Source organism: Arsenicicoccus sp. UBA6765 (assembly GCF_002453335.1).
In the GTDB taxonomy this organism is placed as follows: Bacteria; Actinomycetota; Actinomycetes; order Actinomycetales; family Dermatophilaceae; genus Arsenicicoccus; species Arsenicicoccus bolidensis.
On the sequence record NZ_DKGR01000033.1, the window covers coordinates 1 to 15,987 of the forward strand.

At 74.4% G+C, this 15,987-nt stretch carries 12 protein-coding genes; 8 read left to right on the forward strand and 4 right to left on the reverse strand.

The genetic code is table 11. The features are described from left to right. Positions 1 to 106: 106 nt before the first annotated feature. Together ilvA and B4K29_RS09015 are read right to left on the reverse strand one after the other, a co-directional pair. Entirely contained in the window at positions 107 to 1,393 is a 1,287-nt protein-coding gene (gene ilvA, locus B4K29_RS09010; RefSeq protein WP_286967106.1) for a threonine ammonia-lyase IlvA, read from the reverse strand. A 281-nt stretch (positions 1,394 to 1,674) separates the two neighbouring features. After that, positions 1,675 to 2,865, reverse strand: coding sequence for a zinc-dependent alcohol dehydrogenase (locus tag B4K29_RS09015; protein ID WP_029211060.1), 1,191 nt, complete (start codon positions 2,863 to 2,865; stop codon positions 1,675 to 1,677). Between the two features lie 255 nt (positions 2,866 to 3,120). On the opposite strand from B4K29_RS09015, the gene B4K29_RS09020 reads away from it, so the two are divergent. Further along, positions 3,121 to 5,295 (forward strand): catalase, encoded by a 2,175-nt coding sequence (locus tag B4K29_RS09020; RefSeq protein WP_019286931.1) that lies wholly within the window; start codon positions 3,121 to 3,123, stop codon positions 5,293 to 5,295. A gap of 67 nt (positions 5,296 to 5,362) precedes the next feature. Here B4K29_RS09020 and B4K29_RS09025 read toward each other — a convergent pair whose 3' ends face one another. After that, positions 5,363 to 7,738 (reverse strand): glycosyltransferase, encoded by a 2,376-nt coding sequence (locus B4K29_RS09025; protein WP_051274041.1) that lies wholly within the window; start codon positions 7,736 to 7,738, stop codon positions 5,363 to 5,365. A 41-nt stretch (positions 7,739 to 7,779) separates the two neighbouring features. After that, a complete protein-coding gene (locus B4K29_RS09030; RefSeq protein ID WP_239261365.1) occupies positions 7,780 to 8,721 on the reverse strand; it encodes a WcbI family polysaccharide biosynthesis putative acetyltransferase in 942 nt (313 codons plus the stop codon). A gap of 88 nt (positions 8,722 to 8,809) precedes the next feature. On the opposite strand from B4K29_RS09030, the gene B4K29_RS09035 reads away from it, so the two are divergent. From B4K29_RS09035 to B4K29_RS09065, 7 genes are read left to right on the forward strand one after another with little or no spacing between them, the layout of a single operon-like run. Continuing rightward, on the forward strand, positions 8,810 to 10,228 hold the full coding sequence (locus B4K29_RS09035) for a glycosyltransferase (protein ID WP_286967107.1): 1,419 nt from the start codon (positions 8,810 to 8,812) through the stop codon (positions 10,226 to 10,228). After that, on the forward strand, positions 10,225 to 11,370 hold the full coding sequence (locus B4K29_RS09040) for a glycosyltransferase family 4 protein (protein ID WP_286967108.1): 1,146 nt from the start codon (positions 10,225 to 10,227) through the stop codon (positions 11,368 to 11,370). Before B4K29_RS09035 ends, B4K29_RS09040 begins: the two co-directional genes overlap by 4 nt. Further along, positions 11,367 to 12,392 carry a hypothetical protein gene (locus tag B4K29_RS09045; protein ID WP_286960373.1) on the forward strand — a complete coding sequence of 342 codons (1,026 nt, stop codon included), beginning with the start codon at positions 11,367 to 11,369 and terminating at the stop codon, positions 12,390 to 12,392. The genes B4K29_RS09040 and B4K29_RS09045 overlap by 4 nt, the downstream gene beginning before the upstream one ends. A gap of 28 nt (positions 12,393 to 12,420) precedes the next feature. After that, a complete protein-coding gene (locus tag B4K29_RS09050; RefSeq protein WP_286967109.1) occupies positions 12,421 to 13,236 on the forward strand; it encodes a glycosyltransferase family 2 protein in 816 nt (271 codons plus the stop codon). Further along, positions 13,233 to 13,868: a class I SAM-dependent methyltransferase gene (locus B4K29_RS09055; protein ID WP_029211066.1), complete on the forward strand. Its 636-nt coding sequence runs from the start codon at positions 13,233 to 13,235 to the stop codon at positions 13,866 to 13,868. The genes B4K29_RS09050 and B4K29_RS09055 overlap by 4 nt, the downstream gene beginning before the upstream one ends. After that, positions 13,865 to 14,893, forward strand: coding sequence for a hypothetical protein (locus B4K29_RS09060; protein ID WP_286967110.1), 1,029 nt, complete (start codon positions 13,865 to 13,867; stop codon positions 14,891 to 14,893). The genes B4K29_RS09055 and B4K29_RS09060 overlap by 4 nt, the downstream gene beginning before the upstream one ends. Continuing rightward, positions 14,877 to 15,614 carry a glycosyltransferase gene (locus B4K29_RS09065; protein ID WP_286960152.1) on the forward strand — a complete coding sequence of 246 codons (738 nt, stop codon included), beginning with the start codon at positions 14,877 to 14,879 and terminating at the stop codon, positions 15,612 to 15,614. Before B4K29_RS09060 ends, B4K29_RS09065 begins: the two co-directional genes overlap by 17 nt. The last annotated feature ends 373 nt before the right edge of the window (positions 15,615 to 15,987 follow it).

Consider the following 15,987-nt stretch of genomic DNA (forward strand, 5'->3'; position numbering starts at 1 on the left):
AAGACAGGTTGACAACTTCCGAACGAAGCCCGGCCGATGCCCCTACCCCCGGCGGGATCATTAGCCTGGCGAACGAAGCCCGGCTGATGCCCCTACCCCCGGTAGGTCAGACGAGGAAGCGGTAGAAGGGGCTGTCGGGGTCGACGCGCTCCACCCGGATCGGGCTCTCCTCCAAGCGTTGCAGCAGCCCGCCGAGGTCCGACGGCCGCCCGAGCTCGATGCCCACCAGCGCAGGACCGATCTCGCGGTTGGAGCGCTTGACGTACTCGAACAGCGCGATGTCGTCGTCGGGCCCGAGCACCTCGTCGAGGAAACGCCGCAGGGCGCCCGGCTCCTGCGGGAAGTTCACCAGGAAGTAGTGCTTGCGGCCCTCGTACACCAGGGAGCGCTCCACGATCTCGCTGTAGCGCGAGACGTCGTTGTTGCCGCCCGACACGATCACCACCACCGACGAGCCCGGCTCCACGTGGACGATCTCCTCGCGGTCACCCCCACCGAGCGCCGCCGCCGCGAGCGCCCCGGCGGGCTCGGCGATGATCCCGTCGACCTGGTAGAGGTCGAGCATCTCGGTGCAGATCTTGCCCTCGGGCACCTGCACGAGCTCGGCGCGGCCGGCCTCGACGGCGTCGCGCGCGATCGGATAGGTGACGTCCCCCGCCCGGCGCACGGCCGCGCCGTCCACGAAGGAGTCGATGGCGGGCAGGGCGATCGGCTCGCCGGCCGAGAGGGCCGCGGCGAGGCACGCGGCACCGGAGGGCTCGACGCCGACGACGCACGTCGACGGCGCGTGCTCGGCGACCCAGGTCAGGCAGCCCGCGAGCATGCCGCCGCCACCCACCGGCACGACCAGCACGTCGGGGGCGTGCCCCAGCTGCGCGACGATCTCGGGCACGACGGTGCCCTGGCCGACGAGGGTCCGCGGGTCGTCGAACGCCGGCACCAGGGTCGCCCCCGTGACCGTGGCCTCGACCGCCGCCGCACCCGCCGCCTCGTCGTAGGTGTCGCCCGTGACGACCAGCTCGACCGCGTCGCCGCCGAGGGCGAGCATCCGGTCGCGCTTCTGCCGGGGCGTGGTGCTGGGGACGAAGATCCTGGCCCGGATGCCGAGCCGGCGGCACGCGAAGGCGACGCCCTGACCGTGGTTGCCGGCGCTCGCGCAGATGACCCCGGCGGCCCGCTGCGCGGCGTCGAGCTGCGACACGAGGTTGTAGGCCCCGCGCAGCTTGTAGGACCGCACGGGCTGCAGGTCCTCGCGCTTGAGCCAGACTTCCGCGCCGGTGCGGTCGCTCAGCCGCTCGTTGCGCTGCAGCTCCGTGGTCCGGACGACGCCCGCGAGCCGTGCGGCCGCTGCCTCGACGGCGGCGGCGGAGACGACGGGCAGCGCGGTGGTCATGGGCTCACCATGGCGCGCGCCTCTCGTCAGGCGGACCACCATCCCGTATGCCGGAACCTCCGCCTCCCCCACGCTGTCACGCTTGGATAACGCCTCGCGCGTGCAGGTAGGCCACCTGGGGGAATGAGCGAGAAAGCCCCTGGCTTTGGGCAACCTCTACGACCGACGCTACGTCTGCAAGGTGTGTGAGCGGACGAGGGGGAGGCTCACACGCACCGCGAGGCGGTGCTGACGGACTTGGGGGTCGTCAGCACCGCCTCGGCGTGCGTCCGGGTCAGCCCTCAGGCGCCGGGCTTGAGGACCACCTTGATGCAGCCGTCCTGCTTCTTCTGGAAGGTCTCGTAGGCGCCGGGCGCCTCGTCCAGCGACAGTCGGTGGGTCGCGAGCGTCTCGGTGCCGAACACGTCCCCGTCCTGACGGACGAGCTCGAGCAGCTCGTCGGTCCACCGGCGGACGTTGCACTGGCCCATCCGGATCGTGAGGTTCTTGTCGAACATCGTCAACATCGGCATGGGGTCGGCCGCCCCGCCATACACCCCGACGACCGAGACCGTGCCGCCCCGCCGCACCGCCTCGAAGCTGCCGTGCAGCGCCGCGAGCTGGTCGAAGCCCACCGTCTCGATCATCGGCTTGGCCAGCGCCTTGGGCAGCCGCGGCACGACGTCGAAGGCGGTCTTGCCGGCCGGGGAGCCGTGCGCCTCCATGCCGACGGCCTCGATGACCGAGTCGGCGCCCCGGCCGCCGGTCATCTCGCGGATGGCCTCGGCGGGGTCGTCCACCTCGCGCATGTCGACGGTCTCGACGCCGAAGCCGCGCGCCATCGCCAGCCGCTCGTCCACCCGGTCGACGCCGATCACGCGGCCGGCGCCGAGCTGCAGGGCGCTGCGGGTGGCGAGCTGGCCGACCGGGCCGAGGCCGTAGACCGCGACGGTCGAGCCCGGCTCGATGTCGGCGTACTTCGCGGCCTGCCACGCCGTGGGAAGGATGTCGGACAGGTAGAGGTAGCGCTCGTCGCTGCCCTCCTCGGGCACGACGACCGGGCCGTACTGGGCCTGCGGGACCCGGACGTACTCCGCCTGGCCGCCGGGGACGGCGCCATACATGCTCGTGAAGCCGAACAGCGCCGCTCCCTTGTCCTGGTCCTTGACCTGGGTGGTCTCGCACTGGGACTGCTTGCCGATCGAGCACATGAAGCAGTGGCCGCAGGAGATGTTGAACGGCACGACGACCCGGTCGCCCACCCTGAGCGAGCCAGCCTGGGAGCCGACCTCCTCGACGATCCCCATGAACTCGTGCCCGAGCACGTCACCGCGCTGGAGGAAGGGCGCCAGCACGCGGTAGAGGTGCAGGTCCGAGCCGCAGATGGCGGTGGACGTGACGCGGACAATGGCGTCGGTGGGCTGCTCGATCCGGGGGTCGGGCACCTCCTCGACCGCGACCTTCTCGACGCCCTGCCAGGTCAATGCCTTCACGATGGTGGTCCTTCCGCTTACGGGCCGAGCGACGGTGTGCCGGGGCCCTCCACGGTGACGTACCCGCGGCGGATCGGCTGCAAACCCGTGGGACCGTTGTCACCGGCGACCCGCCGCAGACAGCCCTGCGGGGATAGCCCCGCCCCCCGACGGGTACGAGAGCACGGAGCCGGGCGCCAAGACGCGTGCACACCCCGGCCAGGCATGTCACACCACGTCGCCCCGTCCCCCGGAGGCGACCGTCAAGGAGGACCGATGTCGCACGACACTTCTTACACGCCGCCCCTGGAGGAGCCCACGGACCCCCGCGGCCCGCTGCCCCCCACGCCCGACACGCGCGCCCCCGAGATGCGGACGGCCACCGGCGCCGAGGCCAGCAAGGACCCCAACGCCCGCGCCCAGCAGGGCGACTACCTGACCACCGCCGTGGGTCGGCGGGTCCCCGACACGGACCACTCGCTGCGCGCCGGCGACCGGGGCCCGACGCTCCTGCAGGACCACCACCTGCGGGAGAAGATCACGCACTTCGACCACGAGCGCATCCCGGAGCGTGTGGTCCACGCCCGCGGCACCGGCGCGCACGGCACCTTCACGGCCTACGGCTCCGCCGAGAGCATCACCCGCGCGGCCTTCCTCAAGAAGGGCGTCGAGACGCCGGTCTTCCTGCGCTTCTCCACGGTCCTCGGCTCGCGGGGCTCTGCGGACACCCCGCGCGACACCCGCGGCTTCGCCGTGAAGTTCTACACCTCCGAGGGCAACTTCGACCTCGTCGGCAACAACATCCCCGTCTTCTTCATCCAGGACGGCATCAAGTTCCCCGACATCGTCCACGCGGCCAAGCCCGAGCCGGACCGTGAGATCCCGCAGGCCGCGAGCGCCCACGACACCTTCTGGGACTTCGTGTCGCTGCACACCGAGGCCCAGCACCACACGCTGTGGAACATGTCCGACCGGGGGCTGCCGTTGTCCCTGCGCACGATGGAGGGCTTCGGCGTCCACACCTTCCGCGTCATCGACGAGGCGGGCGCGACCAAGCTGGTCAAGTGGCACTGGAAGCCCAAGGCCGGCGTCCACTCCACCCTCTGGGAGGAGGCGCAGCTCATCATGGGCGGCGACCCCGACTTCCAGCGCCGCGACCTGTACGACGCCATCGAGGGCGGTCACCTCCCGCAGTGGGAGCTGGGCGTCCAGGTCTTCGACGACACCGAGGACCAGATGTTCTCCGGCATCGACCTGCTCGACCCCACCAAGCTGGTCCCCGAGGAGCTCGCCCCCGTGCAGCCGGTCGGCCTGCTGACCCTGGACGCCAACCCGACGAACTTCTTCGCCGAGGTCGAGCAGGTCATGTTCAACCCCGGCCACCTGGTGCCGGGCATCGACGTCGTCAACGACGCCCTCCTGCAGGCCCGCCTGTTCTCCTACGTGGACACGCAGATCACGCGCCTCGGCGGCCCGAACTTCCAGCAGCTGCCGATCAACCGCCCGCACGTCGATGTCAACGACAACCAGCGGGACGGATTCCACCAGCACGCCGTCCACGCGGGCGTCGCGCCCTACCGCCCCAACTCCCTCGGCGCGGGCAATCCCTTCCCCGCGCCCGCCGAGCAGGGCGGCTTCGTGGACCACCCCGCCGTCGTCGCGGCCTCGCAGACGGTCCGGGCGGTCCCGGCGTCGTTCGCGGACCACTACTCCCAGGCCCGGATGTTCTACCGCTCGATGACGCCGGTCGAGAAGGACCACATCGTCTCGGCCTACACCTTCGAGCTCGGCAAGTGCACGGTGCCGGTCGTCCGGGAGCGCCAGCTGCAGTGCCTGGCCAACATCGACGCCGACCTGTGCGCCGCGGTCGCCAAGGGCCTCGGCCTGCCGGCGCCCGAGGCCACGGAGAAGGTCGCCGACGTGGAGCCCAGCCCCGCCCTGTCCCAGGTCGGCAAGCCGTTCCCCGTCGACGGGCGCAAGGTCGGGATCGTGTGCGACGAGCAGAGCGACGACGCCACGGTCACGGCCCTGGTCAAGGCCGTGGAGAAGGCCTCGATGGTGCCCTTCGTCGTCGGCCCGCACGGCGGCCAGGTCGGGTCGGTCGAGGTCGACAAGACCTTTGCCACCGCCCGGTCGGTGGAGTTCGACGCCATCGTCCTGGCCGGGCAGATCGCCCCGGCGCCGGACGCCGTGCCGTCGTACGACGCCCGCAACGGCGACCAGGCCGCCCTGGGCACCCAGACCGACCCGCGCATCGCGCTGATGCTCGGCGAGGCCTTCCGCCACTGCAAGGCGATCGGCGCGGTCTCCGCGGAGGCGATCACCTCGGCGGGTCTGCCCGCCGACGCCAAGGGGGTCGTGGTGGCCGACGGCGCCGCGATCATCGACCAGGTGGCCGAGCTCCTGACGCTGCACCGCGTCTGGGACCGCTACCCGACCGTGTCGAAGTGACCGACGCTGTCGACGTGACCGCCGGTCGCGGCTGACGCGACAGGCACCGTCCGTGGGGCGGCTGGGCTCAGGCCCAGCCGCCCCACGCGGCTTCCAGGGGCGGTGGGTCGGTGACCGGCCGTATGCCGACCGCGGCCGACGACATCGCAGGGATGCCGTCATCGCCGCCGGCGCCGGTCTGCGAGCGGGGACGCGCGCGGTGGCGGGCGAGGTCCCGGGTACGGCGGACGACGACGAGCTCGGTGCGGACCGGCCCCCGGTCGACGAGCTCGGTGAGGGTGCCGTCCAGCTCCACGGGGACGAGCACGTCGACCTGCTCGCGGCAGCGCTGGAGCACCTCGCGGGACGGCTCGCCGCGGTGGACGCGCGGATCGGTGATCAGGGTCTGGTCGCCGCCTGATGGAGTGTTCGAGTCCCCATCCAGGTCGGCGTCCACGAGCCACACGCCGGCGTCCGTGCCGTCCAGGAGCGACGCCACGCACGTGGCCACGGCCGCAGGGCCCGCGTCACCCACCTGCAGGCGCACCACGACGCGGGGACAGTGCCAGACCAGGCGTGGGTCGCGGGCCAGCGGGTCGGTGAGGACCCGGGCGAGGCGCAGGGTCTCGAGGTCCTTGGTGCGGCGGCGGTCCTCGTCGTCGCGCCCCGCGAAGTCCGGTCCGTCGTGCCACGCCACGGCGTCGGGGACGTGCCGCAGGTCCGCGCCGGCCAGCCAGCAGCGGTGCGCGAGGTCCCAGTCCTCGCCGCCGTAGCCCACGAACGACGGGTCGAACCCCCCTGCGGCGTCGTAGAGCTCGCGCGGCAGGGCCATCACGGCGCTGATGACGAAGCGGTAGGACCGGTCGTCCGCGTCGCGCAGGTCGTCGCTGGCGGCGTAGGCCTCGCGGAGCCACGCCGGCTCCGGCAGCGCCGGCAGCCCGGGCTGCACGGATGCGCCGCGGCCGACAGCGCCGGCGCCGAGCCGGTCGACCACGTCGGCAGGCGACAGCCCCGACAGGTCGGTGTGCCGACGCCGTCCCACCGCCAGCGTCCCGCACGGCCCCTCCCCTGACCGCACCGCGCCGACCAGCCGGGCGAGGTAGTCCGGGGTCGGGAGCGTGTCGCCGTCGAGGAAGGCGAGGATTCGCCCGGTCGAGCCGGTGGCCCCGAGGTGCCGGGCCGCCGAGGCCCGGAACCCCGCGTCGGGCTGACGCACGAGGCGCACGGCATACGGCTGGTCGGTCAGCACCGGCGGCTGGGGCGACCCGTCGTCGGCCACGACCACCTCGAACGACCCGGTGGGGAGCGTCTGGCGGGCGAGGGCGGCGAGCAGCAGGTCGAGCCCGCGCTGGTCGTCGTAGTAGGGCACGACCACGCTGATCTCGGGACGCGTCGCCCAGTCGGCGAACGTGTCGGAGTACGACCGAGCAGCCTCGTCGCGATCGGGCCCGAGCACGACCTCGGGTCCCAACCAGGTGAGCGTGGGGTCCTCCAGCGCCTGTCCGACGGCGACGTGGAGGTCGTCGTAGACGAGCAGGGCGCCGGGACAGCGCGCCTCCAGCTCCTCGACGTAGCGCGACCGCGGCACGAGGGGGCGACGGCCTGCCGTGAGCCAGGTGTTGATCGACCCCGAGGCCGACAGGTGGCGGTGCGGCGCGACGGGGACCGCGACCGCCCGCAGCGCCTCGACCAGATCCTCGTCGGGCACGAATCCCGTGATGCGGCAGTCGCGCCCGAGCTCCGCGGCCCGCGTCTGCAGAGCGTCCACCAGGTCCTCGTGGCCCGGGGACGGCCGCCCCAGGCAGACCAGGCCCACGTCGGCGGGCTGGGCGGCGAGCGCCTCGAGCGCCTCCTCGTGGCCCTTGCCGGGATAGAGGAAGCCGAGGACGCCGACCTCGCGACGGCCGGGGGCGATCGGGCCCGCGTCCGAGGGCCCGGGTGTCGGGGCGGGTGTCGGGGCGGCTGGCGGGAGAGGTTCGGCCGGCGGGTCGATGGGGAGCGGTATGACGACCCGCGGCCGCGCCGTCACGAGCCCCGGCCGACCGGCGAGGCGCAGGGCGTCGTCCAGCAGCGCCGACTCGTGGTGGCTGCTCACGACGACGCCCCGGGAGGCGGCGACGATATCGGCATACGCCCCGGCCCGGCGCTCGTGGGCCCCCGGTCCGTCCGAGGGTTGCGGCACGTCGTGCAGGGTGACGGTCAACGGCCACCGCTCGGCGACGGGCACGAGCCGAGCAGCCGCCTCGGGCGCGGACCGGCCCAGCAGGCGGTCGGTGACGTGCACGTGGACCGGGGTGCCCGGGCCGTGGCCGGCCTCGACGAGGGCGGCGGCGAGGTCTGCCGTCACCCCGTCGAGGACGCGCACGACCGGCTGGTCGCGCAGGGAGACCGTGCCGTGCAGCTCGAGGGCGCAGCGCGTCACGCCGTGCTCGGGCGGCCCGACGACGAGGTGGATCAGAGACACGCGAGACGCGCGAGACACCGGAGACACAGGGACGGGCCGAGTCACCTCAGGCCCAGCAGCCGCGCGGTGCCGGCGTGGCGCTCGAGGGTGAGGCGGACGATGTCGGGGTGGTCGGCCAGCCAGGCCAGCTGGACCTCGCGGACCTCGTCGTCGGGCACGTGCTCGCCGCGCCTGGTCCAGCCGGTGCGGGGCTCGGCGTCCAGGTCGAGGGCGTCGACCACGCGGGGGTCCAGCGGCGCGAAGAGCTCGGACAGCAGGGTCCGGCCGGGGTCCTGCGCGTCCACGGGGAGGCCCAGCTGCTCCTGCACCCGCCGGGCGAGGGCCACGAGCAGGGTGTTGCCGGGGTGGTTGACGACGTGGCAGGCGTCGGCGCCGGCCTCGAGCAGCACGTCCGACACCCGCACGGTGCCGGCGGCGTCCTCGCGGCGGCGCAGCTCCGCGACGGACGCGCGAGAGATCTCGCGGATGCCGTCGGCGTCCAGCCGGTCCGGTGGCCGCGTGCCGTCGGCGGCCTCGAGGACGGTCCTCAGGTCGTGGTACGGAACGCCGGGCGGGTCACCGCTCTCGGGCGTGCGGACGAGCACCTGCCAGGGATAGAGCCCGGCGTAGAAGCTGACGGGGATCCGCACGACCTGCGCCCCGGGTGCCAGCGCCTGCGCGACCTGGGCGGTGCCGAGCGGCATACCGCGGTAGTCGTCCTTGATCGGCTGCCCCACGAGCACGTCGGTGCGCTCCAGCAGCAGACCCAGGTGCACCACGTCGTCCTCGGTCATCTCGAAGACGGGCGGGACGCGCACGGACCGGACGCCGCGGGACGGTGATCCGTCGAGCAGGACGCGCACGGCCTCGGCCTGGCAGTTGCCCAGGACGACCACCAGCGGGCCGTCCCCCTCGGGCAGGGCGTCGACCCCGTAGAACGCGCCGTAGTGCCGCACCCGGCCGTCGCTGTCGTCCACGCGCGGACGAATGGAAGCGCTGGTCATGGGGTAACCGTACGCAGGTAAGCCAGTGAGTGGAGCCTTGAGACCGTGGGCCCCGACCGCGTGATCGACGAAGGCCGAGGTGCGTCCTGTGATCCGTGTCGCCAGCGTCCCCAGCGCACACCCGTATGTCGACCGCCTGCTGCCCCGTGCCATCGGCACGGACGGCGCGGGCGGCGACCGAGCGGTGCGTCTCGAGGACCCGCCACCCCCTGGCCGAACGGCCGGCGACGGCGTGTGGTGGCCCCCGATGGTGCTCGACCCCGTGTGGCTGGTCGCGCACGCCGACGAGGTGGACGTGGTGCACGTGCACTTCGGGTTCGAGTCCTCCACGACCGCCCAGCTGACGCTGTGGGTCCAGGAGCTCCTGCGGGCCGGCATCCCGCTCGTCGTGACCGTGCACGACCTCGCCAACCCGCACCTGAGCGACCAGCAGGCCCACCTCGACGCGCTCGGGGTGCTCGTCCCGGCCGCCGCCGAGGTCATCACGCTGACGCCCGGCGTGGCCGCGGTGATCCGCGAGCGGTGGGGCCGCGAGGCGGTCGTCCTGCCCCACCCCCAGATCGCCGACGACGCCTGGGTCCGTCGCTCCGACACGTCACGCTGCAACCGCCAGCGCGGGCTGCGGGTGGGTGTGCCGCTCGGGGCCGTCCGCGCCAACGTCGACCCCACCTCCTGGCTCGCACCCCTGGCCGCGACGGTCGGGGAGCTCGGCGGCACGCTGGTCGTCACGGTCAACGACGAGGTGCTGCGCAGCGACGACGCCCGCCGGCTGGACGTCCTCGCCGCCGTCGAGGGCCTGGCCTCGGCCGTGGCGTGCGTCGACCTGCGGGTGCGCCCGCGGCTGGACGACGACGCCCTGGCCGCGTGGATCGCCGGGACCGACGTGGTCGTCCTGCCCTATGCCCACGGCACGCACTCCGGCTGGCTGGAGCTGTGCTGGGACCTCGGCGCCTCGTGCCTGTCGCCCGCGGTGGGGCACTACGCCGAGCAGCACGACGACGTGGGCTTCCACGCGGAGTTCGACGAGCCCGAGGCGGTCGGGACGGCGCTGCAGCACCTCGTCGCGGACCGCACGCGCGCCGGGGGTGAGCCGTGGCAGGTGCCCTGGGGCGACGCCGCCGAGCGGCTGGCCCGCCGGTCGTCGGCCGACGAGCACGCGCGGCGGGTGCACGAGGAGGTCTACGACCGGGTGCTCGGTGCAGGTGCGGCGCCTGGCGCCGCGACCGTCGAGCAGGTCGGCCGCGTCGAGCAGGTCGATCGTCCGGCCGCCGCGCTCGGGGAGCGCCTCGGCGACTCCCTCGGTCACTCCCTGCGGGAGGGCCTGAGGTCCCTCACCTCCGCCCTGCACAACCCCTGCGCCGGGTCCACGCGGGTCACGGTCGGCACCTCGCCCCCCGACGTGGCCGACGGATCCCCCGGTCCAGGGAGTCCGGGCCGCTGGCGGGACCCGGTCGGGTCCACGAGGGTCCCCGTCGGGGCCACCCGCGTCGTCGCGGGCAGCTGGTGAAGCCCCGCCTCCGCGTCGTCGTCATCGCCCCGCACCGCCACCGCATCCGCGAGCCGTTCGCGGGCGGGCTCGAGGCGCACGTGTGGCACCTGGTGCGACGACTGCGAGACCTGGGCCACGAGGTGATCCTCGCGGCGGCCGAGGGGTCGGACGGCGTCGAGCCGGGCCTGGCCTTCCCCCGGCGACCGTGGCGTGCCTCCCCCGCGGCGGCGCGTGACGTCTCGATGCCCGCACCCGAGTTCATGGCCGAGCACCACGCCTACCTCGGCGTCATGCTCGCGCTCGCCGAGGGTCGCTACGGCGACGTCGACGTGGTGCACAACCACTCGCTGCACCACCTGCCGGTGGCCATGGCGGGTGCCCTGCCGACGCCCATGCTGACGACCCTGCACACCCCGCCGACCCCGTGGCTCGAGTCGGCCGTCATGCTCGCCGACCCGCAGCACGGCAGCCGGTTCGCCGCCGTCAGCGGCTTCACCGCGGACGCGTGGTCGGTCCTGCCCGAGCGGCCGAGGGTCGTGCACAACGGCGTCGACCTCGACGAGTGGCCGCTCGGTGAGGGCGGCGACTGGCTGGTGTGGTCCGGCCGGCTCGTGCCCGAGAAGTGCCCGCACCTCGCGATCGACGCAGCCCGCCTGGCCGGCATGCCGCTCCGGGTCGCGGGCCCGCTCAGCGACCGTGAGTACTTCGCCCGCGAGATCGCGCCACGCCTCGGCCCGGACGTGCAGTACGTCGGGCACCTGGCCCACAACGACCTCGCCGCCCTCGTCGGGTCCAGCGCCGCGGCGCTCGTGACGCCGTGCTGGGACGAGCCGTTCGGTCTCGTGGTGGCCGAGTCCCTGGCCTGCGGCACGCCTGTTGCGGCGTTCCGCCGAGGGGGGATCCCCGAGGTCGTCGCCACGCCGGAGTACGGCTCGCTGGTGGACCCCGAGGACGTCGAGGCCCTCGCCGCGGCCCTCCCCCGGGTCGTCGCGCTGGACCGGCACACCGTGCGTGAGCACGCGCGCTCGTCCCTGTCGGTCGAGCGGATGGTCGCCGACTACCTCGACGTCTATCGCGAGCTGGCCCGCGGCGACGCTCCCCGCCCGGGCGACCGGCGGTCGGCCCGGGACGTCGTGCGCCGGCTGCAGGTCGGCGCATGATCGGCTGGTACGTCCATCACCAGGGCCGCGGTCACCTGCACCGGGCTCGGGCCATCACCGCACACCTGGACGAGGACGTCACCGTGCTGTCCACGCTGCCCCGGGAGGACTGGGCGGCCGACTGGCTCGAGCTGCCGCGGGACGACGTCGAGGGCCGCACCGACGCGAGCCCCGGCGGTCGGCTGCACTACGCCCCGGTCGACAACCTCGGCCACACCGAGCGCCTGGCCGCGATCGCCTCGTGGGTGACGCGCGTGCGCCCGCGGCTCGTCGTCGTGGACGTGTCGGTGGAGGTCACGGTGCTCGTGCGGACGCTCGGGATCCCGGTCGTCGTGATGGCCATGCCCGGCGACCGCGACGACGCCCCGCACGAGCTCGGCCACGACCTGGCCCGGGCGATCGTCGCGCCGTGGCCCGGCGAGCTCTACCAACCCGGCTACCTGCGACGACGCGCCGACAAGGTCACGTATGCCGGGGGCATCTCCCGCCACGCGGGCCGCCCTCTCCCGGCCCCTCCCACTGCCACTGCCTCCCCGGCAACCACGGCGGCCACGGCGCCCCGTCATGATGGCCCACGGCGGGTGCTCCTGCTCGGCGGCGCGGGTGGCAGCCGCCTCGGCCCCGCCGACCTGGACGCGGCACGTGCGGCGACCCCCGGCTGGCAGTGGACGGTCGCGGGTCCCCTCGGCGAGTGGCACGCCGACGTCCTGCCCCTGCTCGTGTCGACGGACGTGGCGGTGATCGCCGCCGGGCAGAACTCCGTCGCCGACGTCGCCGTCGCGGGCTGCCGGGCCGTCGTCGTCGCCGAGGACCGGCCGTTCGACGAGCAGCGAGCCACCGCAGGCGTGCTCGCGCAGCACGGCCTCGCCGTCGTACGCGACACGTGGCCGACCGACTGGGCCGCCGTCCTCGACGAGGCGATGGCCCTGGACCCCGCGTGGGAGCGCTGGCGCACCGACGGCGCCGCCGCCCGGGCCGCCCAGGCCATCCAGGCCGCCGCCGACGGGGTGGTCGCGCGATGAGGGCGGTCGCGCCATGAGGGTGGTCGTCGTGACGATCGCCGCGGGGCGTCATACGCACCTGGCCGCGCAGCGCGCCCACCTCGCGGCCCTCCCGACCCCGCCCGAGCACGTCGTCGTCGCCATGGGCGACCCGCAGATCGCCGACGTGGTGGGCGAGGCGGCCGGCGTGCACGTCGTCGAGGTGCCGGCACCGCCCGGGCACCTGCCGCTCGCGCGGGCCCGCAACACAGGTGTCCAGCGGGCCCTCGACCTCGGCGCCGAGCTCGTCGTGCTGCTCGACGTGGACTGCCTGCCCGGCCGTGACCTGGTGGACGGATATGCCTCCGCCGCAAGCAGGCTCGGGGACGCGCTCCTGTGCGGACCGGTGACCTACCTGCCCGCCGAGGCAGGCTCCCCCGCCCCCGACCAGCTGGACCGCTGGACCTCCCCGCACGCGGCCCGGCCGGCCCCGGGCGACGGCGAGCTGGTGCGGGGCGGCGACCACCGGCTGTTCTGGTCGCTGTCGTTCGCCTGCACCCCCGCCACGTGGCGCCGGCTCGGCGGGTTCTGCACCGACTACGACGGCTACGGCGGCGAGGACACCGACCTCGGCATGGTCGCGCGGCGCGAGGGCGTCGACCTGGTGTGGGTCGGGGGCGCCCACGCCTATCACCAGCACCACCCGGTCTCGAGCCCGCCCGTCGAGCACCTCGACGACATCCTGCGCAACGCGGCGACCTACCACCGGCGCTGGGGCGAGTGGCCCATGGAGGGCTGGCTGCAGGCCTTCGCCGAGCGAGGGCTCGTGACCTACGACGGCAGCGCCTGGCGACGGGTCGACGGCGCCCAGGAGGCCTCATCGTGACCGGGCATCTCTCTGGCGCAACGGACTTCGAGGATCGCTACCGCGAGGACCCGGACCCCTTCGGCGTCCGCACCAGCTGGTACGAACGCCGCAAGATCCAGGCCGTCGTCGCCTCGCTCACCCGCGAGCGCTATGCCCACGCCTGGGACCTCGCCTGCGGCACAGGCGATCTCGCGCTCGCCCTCACCGCCCGGTGCGCCCGCGTCACCGCCACCGACGCGGCCCCCACCGCCGTCGAGCTGACCCGAGACCTGTTGCGCGACAAGGACGCCGACGTCTCGGTCAGCGCGCTCCCTGCTCGTGCCGTGCCGGCGGGGTCCTGCGACCTGGTCGTCGCGTCGGAGGTCCTCTACTACCTCGACGAGGCCTCGCGGCAGGCGACCTACGACGCCATGCTGGTCGCTGCCGAGAGCGAGTCCGGTCGCGACACAACCGATCACGCAGCTGAGGTGGTCGCCGTCCACTGGCGGCACCACCCGCACGACGCCCACCTGTCCGGGGCGGACGTCACCGCCGAGCTCGACGCCCGCCTCACCGCGGGCGGGTGGGAGCGCGCGGTGCGGCACGAGGACACCGACTTCGTCGCCGGGCACTGGATCGGCCGGCCCACCCCCACCGAGGAGACCACGTGACCACCGCCGACGAGCCGCTCTGCACGCTGGCGCCGTTCCCCGCCGCGCTGCCCGACGCGACGCTGCCCGCCCTCGTCGCGTCGCACGACTGGGCCTCCCTCGACTGGCCGGCGCTGCTGCGCGCGCTGCTGGCGGTGGGCCGCACCTCGATCCCCCTGGGCCGCCTCACCGAGGGGCACGTCGACGCCGTGCGGATCCTCGCGCAGGCGGGACGAGGGCCTCACGGTGGTGCGACATACGGCGTCTGGGCCTCTCGCTCGCACGCCACCGGGGTGCGAGCGACGCCGGTGGACGGTGGCTGGGTGCTCGACGGGACGCTGCGGTTCGCGTCGGGCGTGGGCCTCATCGAGCGGGCGCTGCTGCCGGTGTGGCTCGACGAGGAGCGATCCGTGCTGCTCGACCTCGACGTGAGCACGTGGCAGGGCGACGAGGACTCGTGGCGGACGCCCGCGATGATCGACTCCCGCTCCCTGACCGTCCCCGTCCAGGGCGTCGGGGCGACCACGGACGCGCAGGTCGGCGACGAGGGCTTCTACCTCGGGCGTCCCGGCTTCTTCCCCGGCGGGGTCGGCGTGGCCGCGGTCTGGGCCGGTGGAGCGGCACGCGTCGCAGACCTCACGGCGCGCGCGACGGCGGGGGCCCCTCCTGCCCCCGCGCGGACCGCGCGCTGGGGCCGCATCCGCACCGAGCTCGCCTGCGCCGCAGCGCTGCTCGACACGGCAGGTCGAGTGCTGGCGTCGTCGGAGCCAGACCTCGGGTCGTCCTCGACGTCGTCCTCGGCGTCGTCCTCCGAGGCATCCCCGGCGCGCGGAGCCGGCGGACGTGGCCAGGAGCTGTCGACCGAGGTGCGGGCCGGCGTGGCCGCCGCCTCCCGCGCGGTGCTCGAGGAGTGCCGCGTCCTCGCCGGCCCCGCGGGGATGGCCTTCGACGGCGACCTGGCGCAGGCGCTGGCGGACCTCGACCTCTACGTCGCGCAGCAGAACCGCGACGCCGACCAGGGCTACCTCGGTGGGCTCGTCCGCTGACCTGGCCGCCCCTCCCGCCCTGCTCGTCGTCCTCCCCGCCCACGACGAGGCACGGCGGCTGCCCGCGGCCCTGTCCTCCGTCGGTCGGGCGCTGGCCGGGTGGCCCGGACCGTCGCGGGTGGTCGTCAACGCCCACCGCTGCACCGACGGCACGGCGGCCGTGGCTCGCGTCGCGCTGCGGCCGGACGGCCCCCTGTCCGGCCTCGTGGTCGAGGACGCCACGTCCGTCACGGTCGGCGAGGTCCGCGACCGTGGCGTCCGCGCCGCGCTGGAGCGCTGGCCCCTCGCCCCGGGCAGCACCTGGCTGCTCAGCACCGACGCCGACTCCGTCGTGCCTGCCGGCTGGGTCAGGTCCCTCCTCGACGTCGCCGTCTCCCGCTCGGCGGTGGCGGTCGCCGGCATGGTCGAGCTGACCGACTGGACGGCGACGCCCGAGGCGCGGGCGGCCTACGACAGCATCGTCCGGTCCGGCATCACCGGCCCCGACACCCACGAGCACGCGTATGCCGCGAACCTCGCCATCCGCCTCGACGCCTATCTCGCGGTCGGCGGCTTCCCGGCCGTCGCGCACGGCGAGGAGACCGCGCTGCTGGCCGCCCTGGCCGCCGCGGGCTGGCCCGTCACGAGCACCCGCGCCTCGGTCGTCCGCACGTCAGGTCGCATGCCCGGTCGCGCCCGCGAGGGGCTCGGGCACCTGCTCCAGCAGCTCACCCACCCCTGACCCGGCCCGGTCGGTCGGTCGCGGCCGCTGCCTCACTCCGCCCGTCCTCCGTCCTCCGTCCTCCGCCCGTCCTCCACCCGCCGTCTCGGCGTGCGTCCTCCGTCTCGGCGACCATCTCCCGTCTTGTGCGGCAGCCCGAGACGGGGAGCGGCAGCCGAGACGGGGAACGGCAGCCGAGACGGGGAGCGGCAGCCGAGACGGGGAACGGCAGCCGAGACGTCGGCGGCAGGCCCAGACGGGCGGTGCCGCCATACGAGCAGGCCGCGGACCGGCCGCACATCGACCGGCCTGGGACACATCGACCGGCCTGGGGCACATCGACCGGCCTTCGACACGTCGACCCACCCTCGACACATCCGCCTGGCGGGCGAAG

Bases quoted from the DNA above. Each gene is read 5' to 3' on its own strand.
- ilvA (WP_286967106.1), bottom strand. From the start codon at position 1,393: ATGACCACCGCGCTGCCCGTCGTCTCCGCCGCCGCCGTCGAGGCAGCG.
- B4K29_RS09020 (WP_019286931.1), top strand. From the start codon at position 3,121: ATGTCGCACGACACTTCTTACACGCCGCCCCTGGAGGAGCCCACGGAC.
- B4K29_RS09030 (WP_239261365.1), bottom strand. From the start codon at position 8,721: ATGACCAGCGCTTCCATTCGTCCGCGCGTGGACGACAGCGACGGCCGG.
- B4K29_RS09045 (WP_286960373.1), top strand. From the start codon at position 11,367: ATGATCGGCTGGTACGTCCATCACCAGGGCCGCGGTCACCTGCACCGG.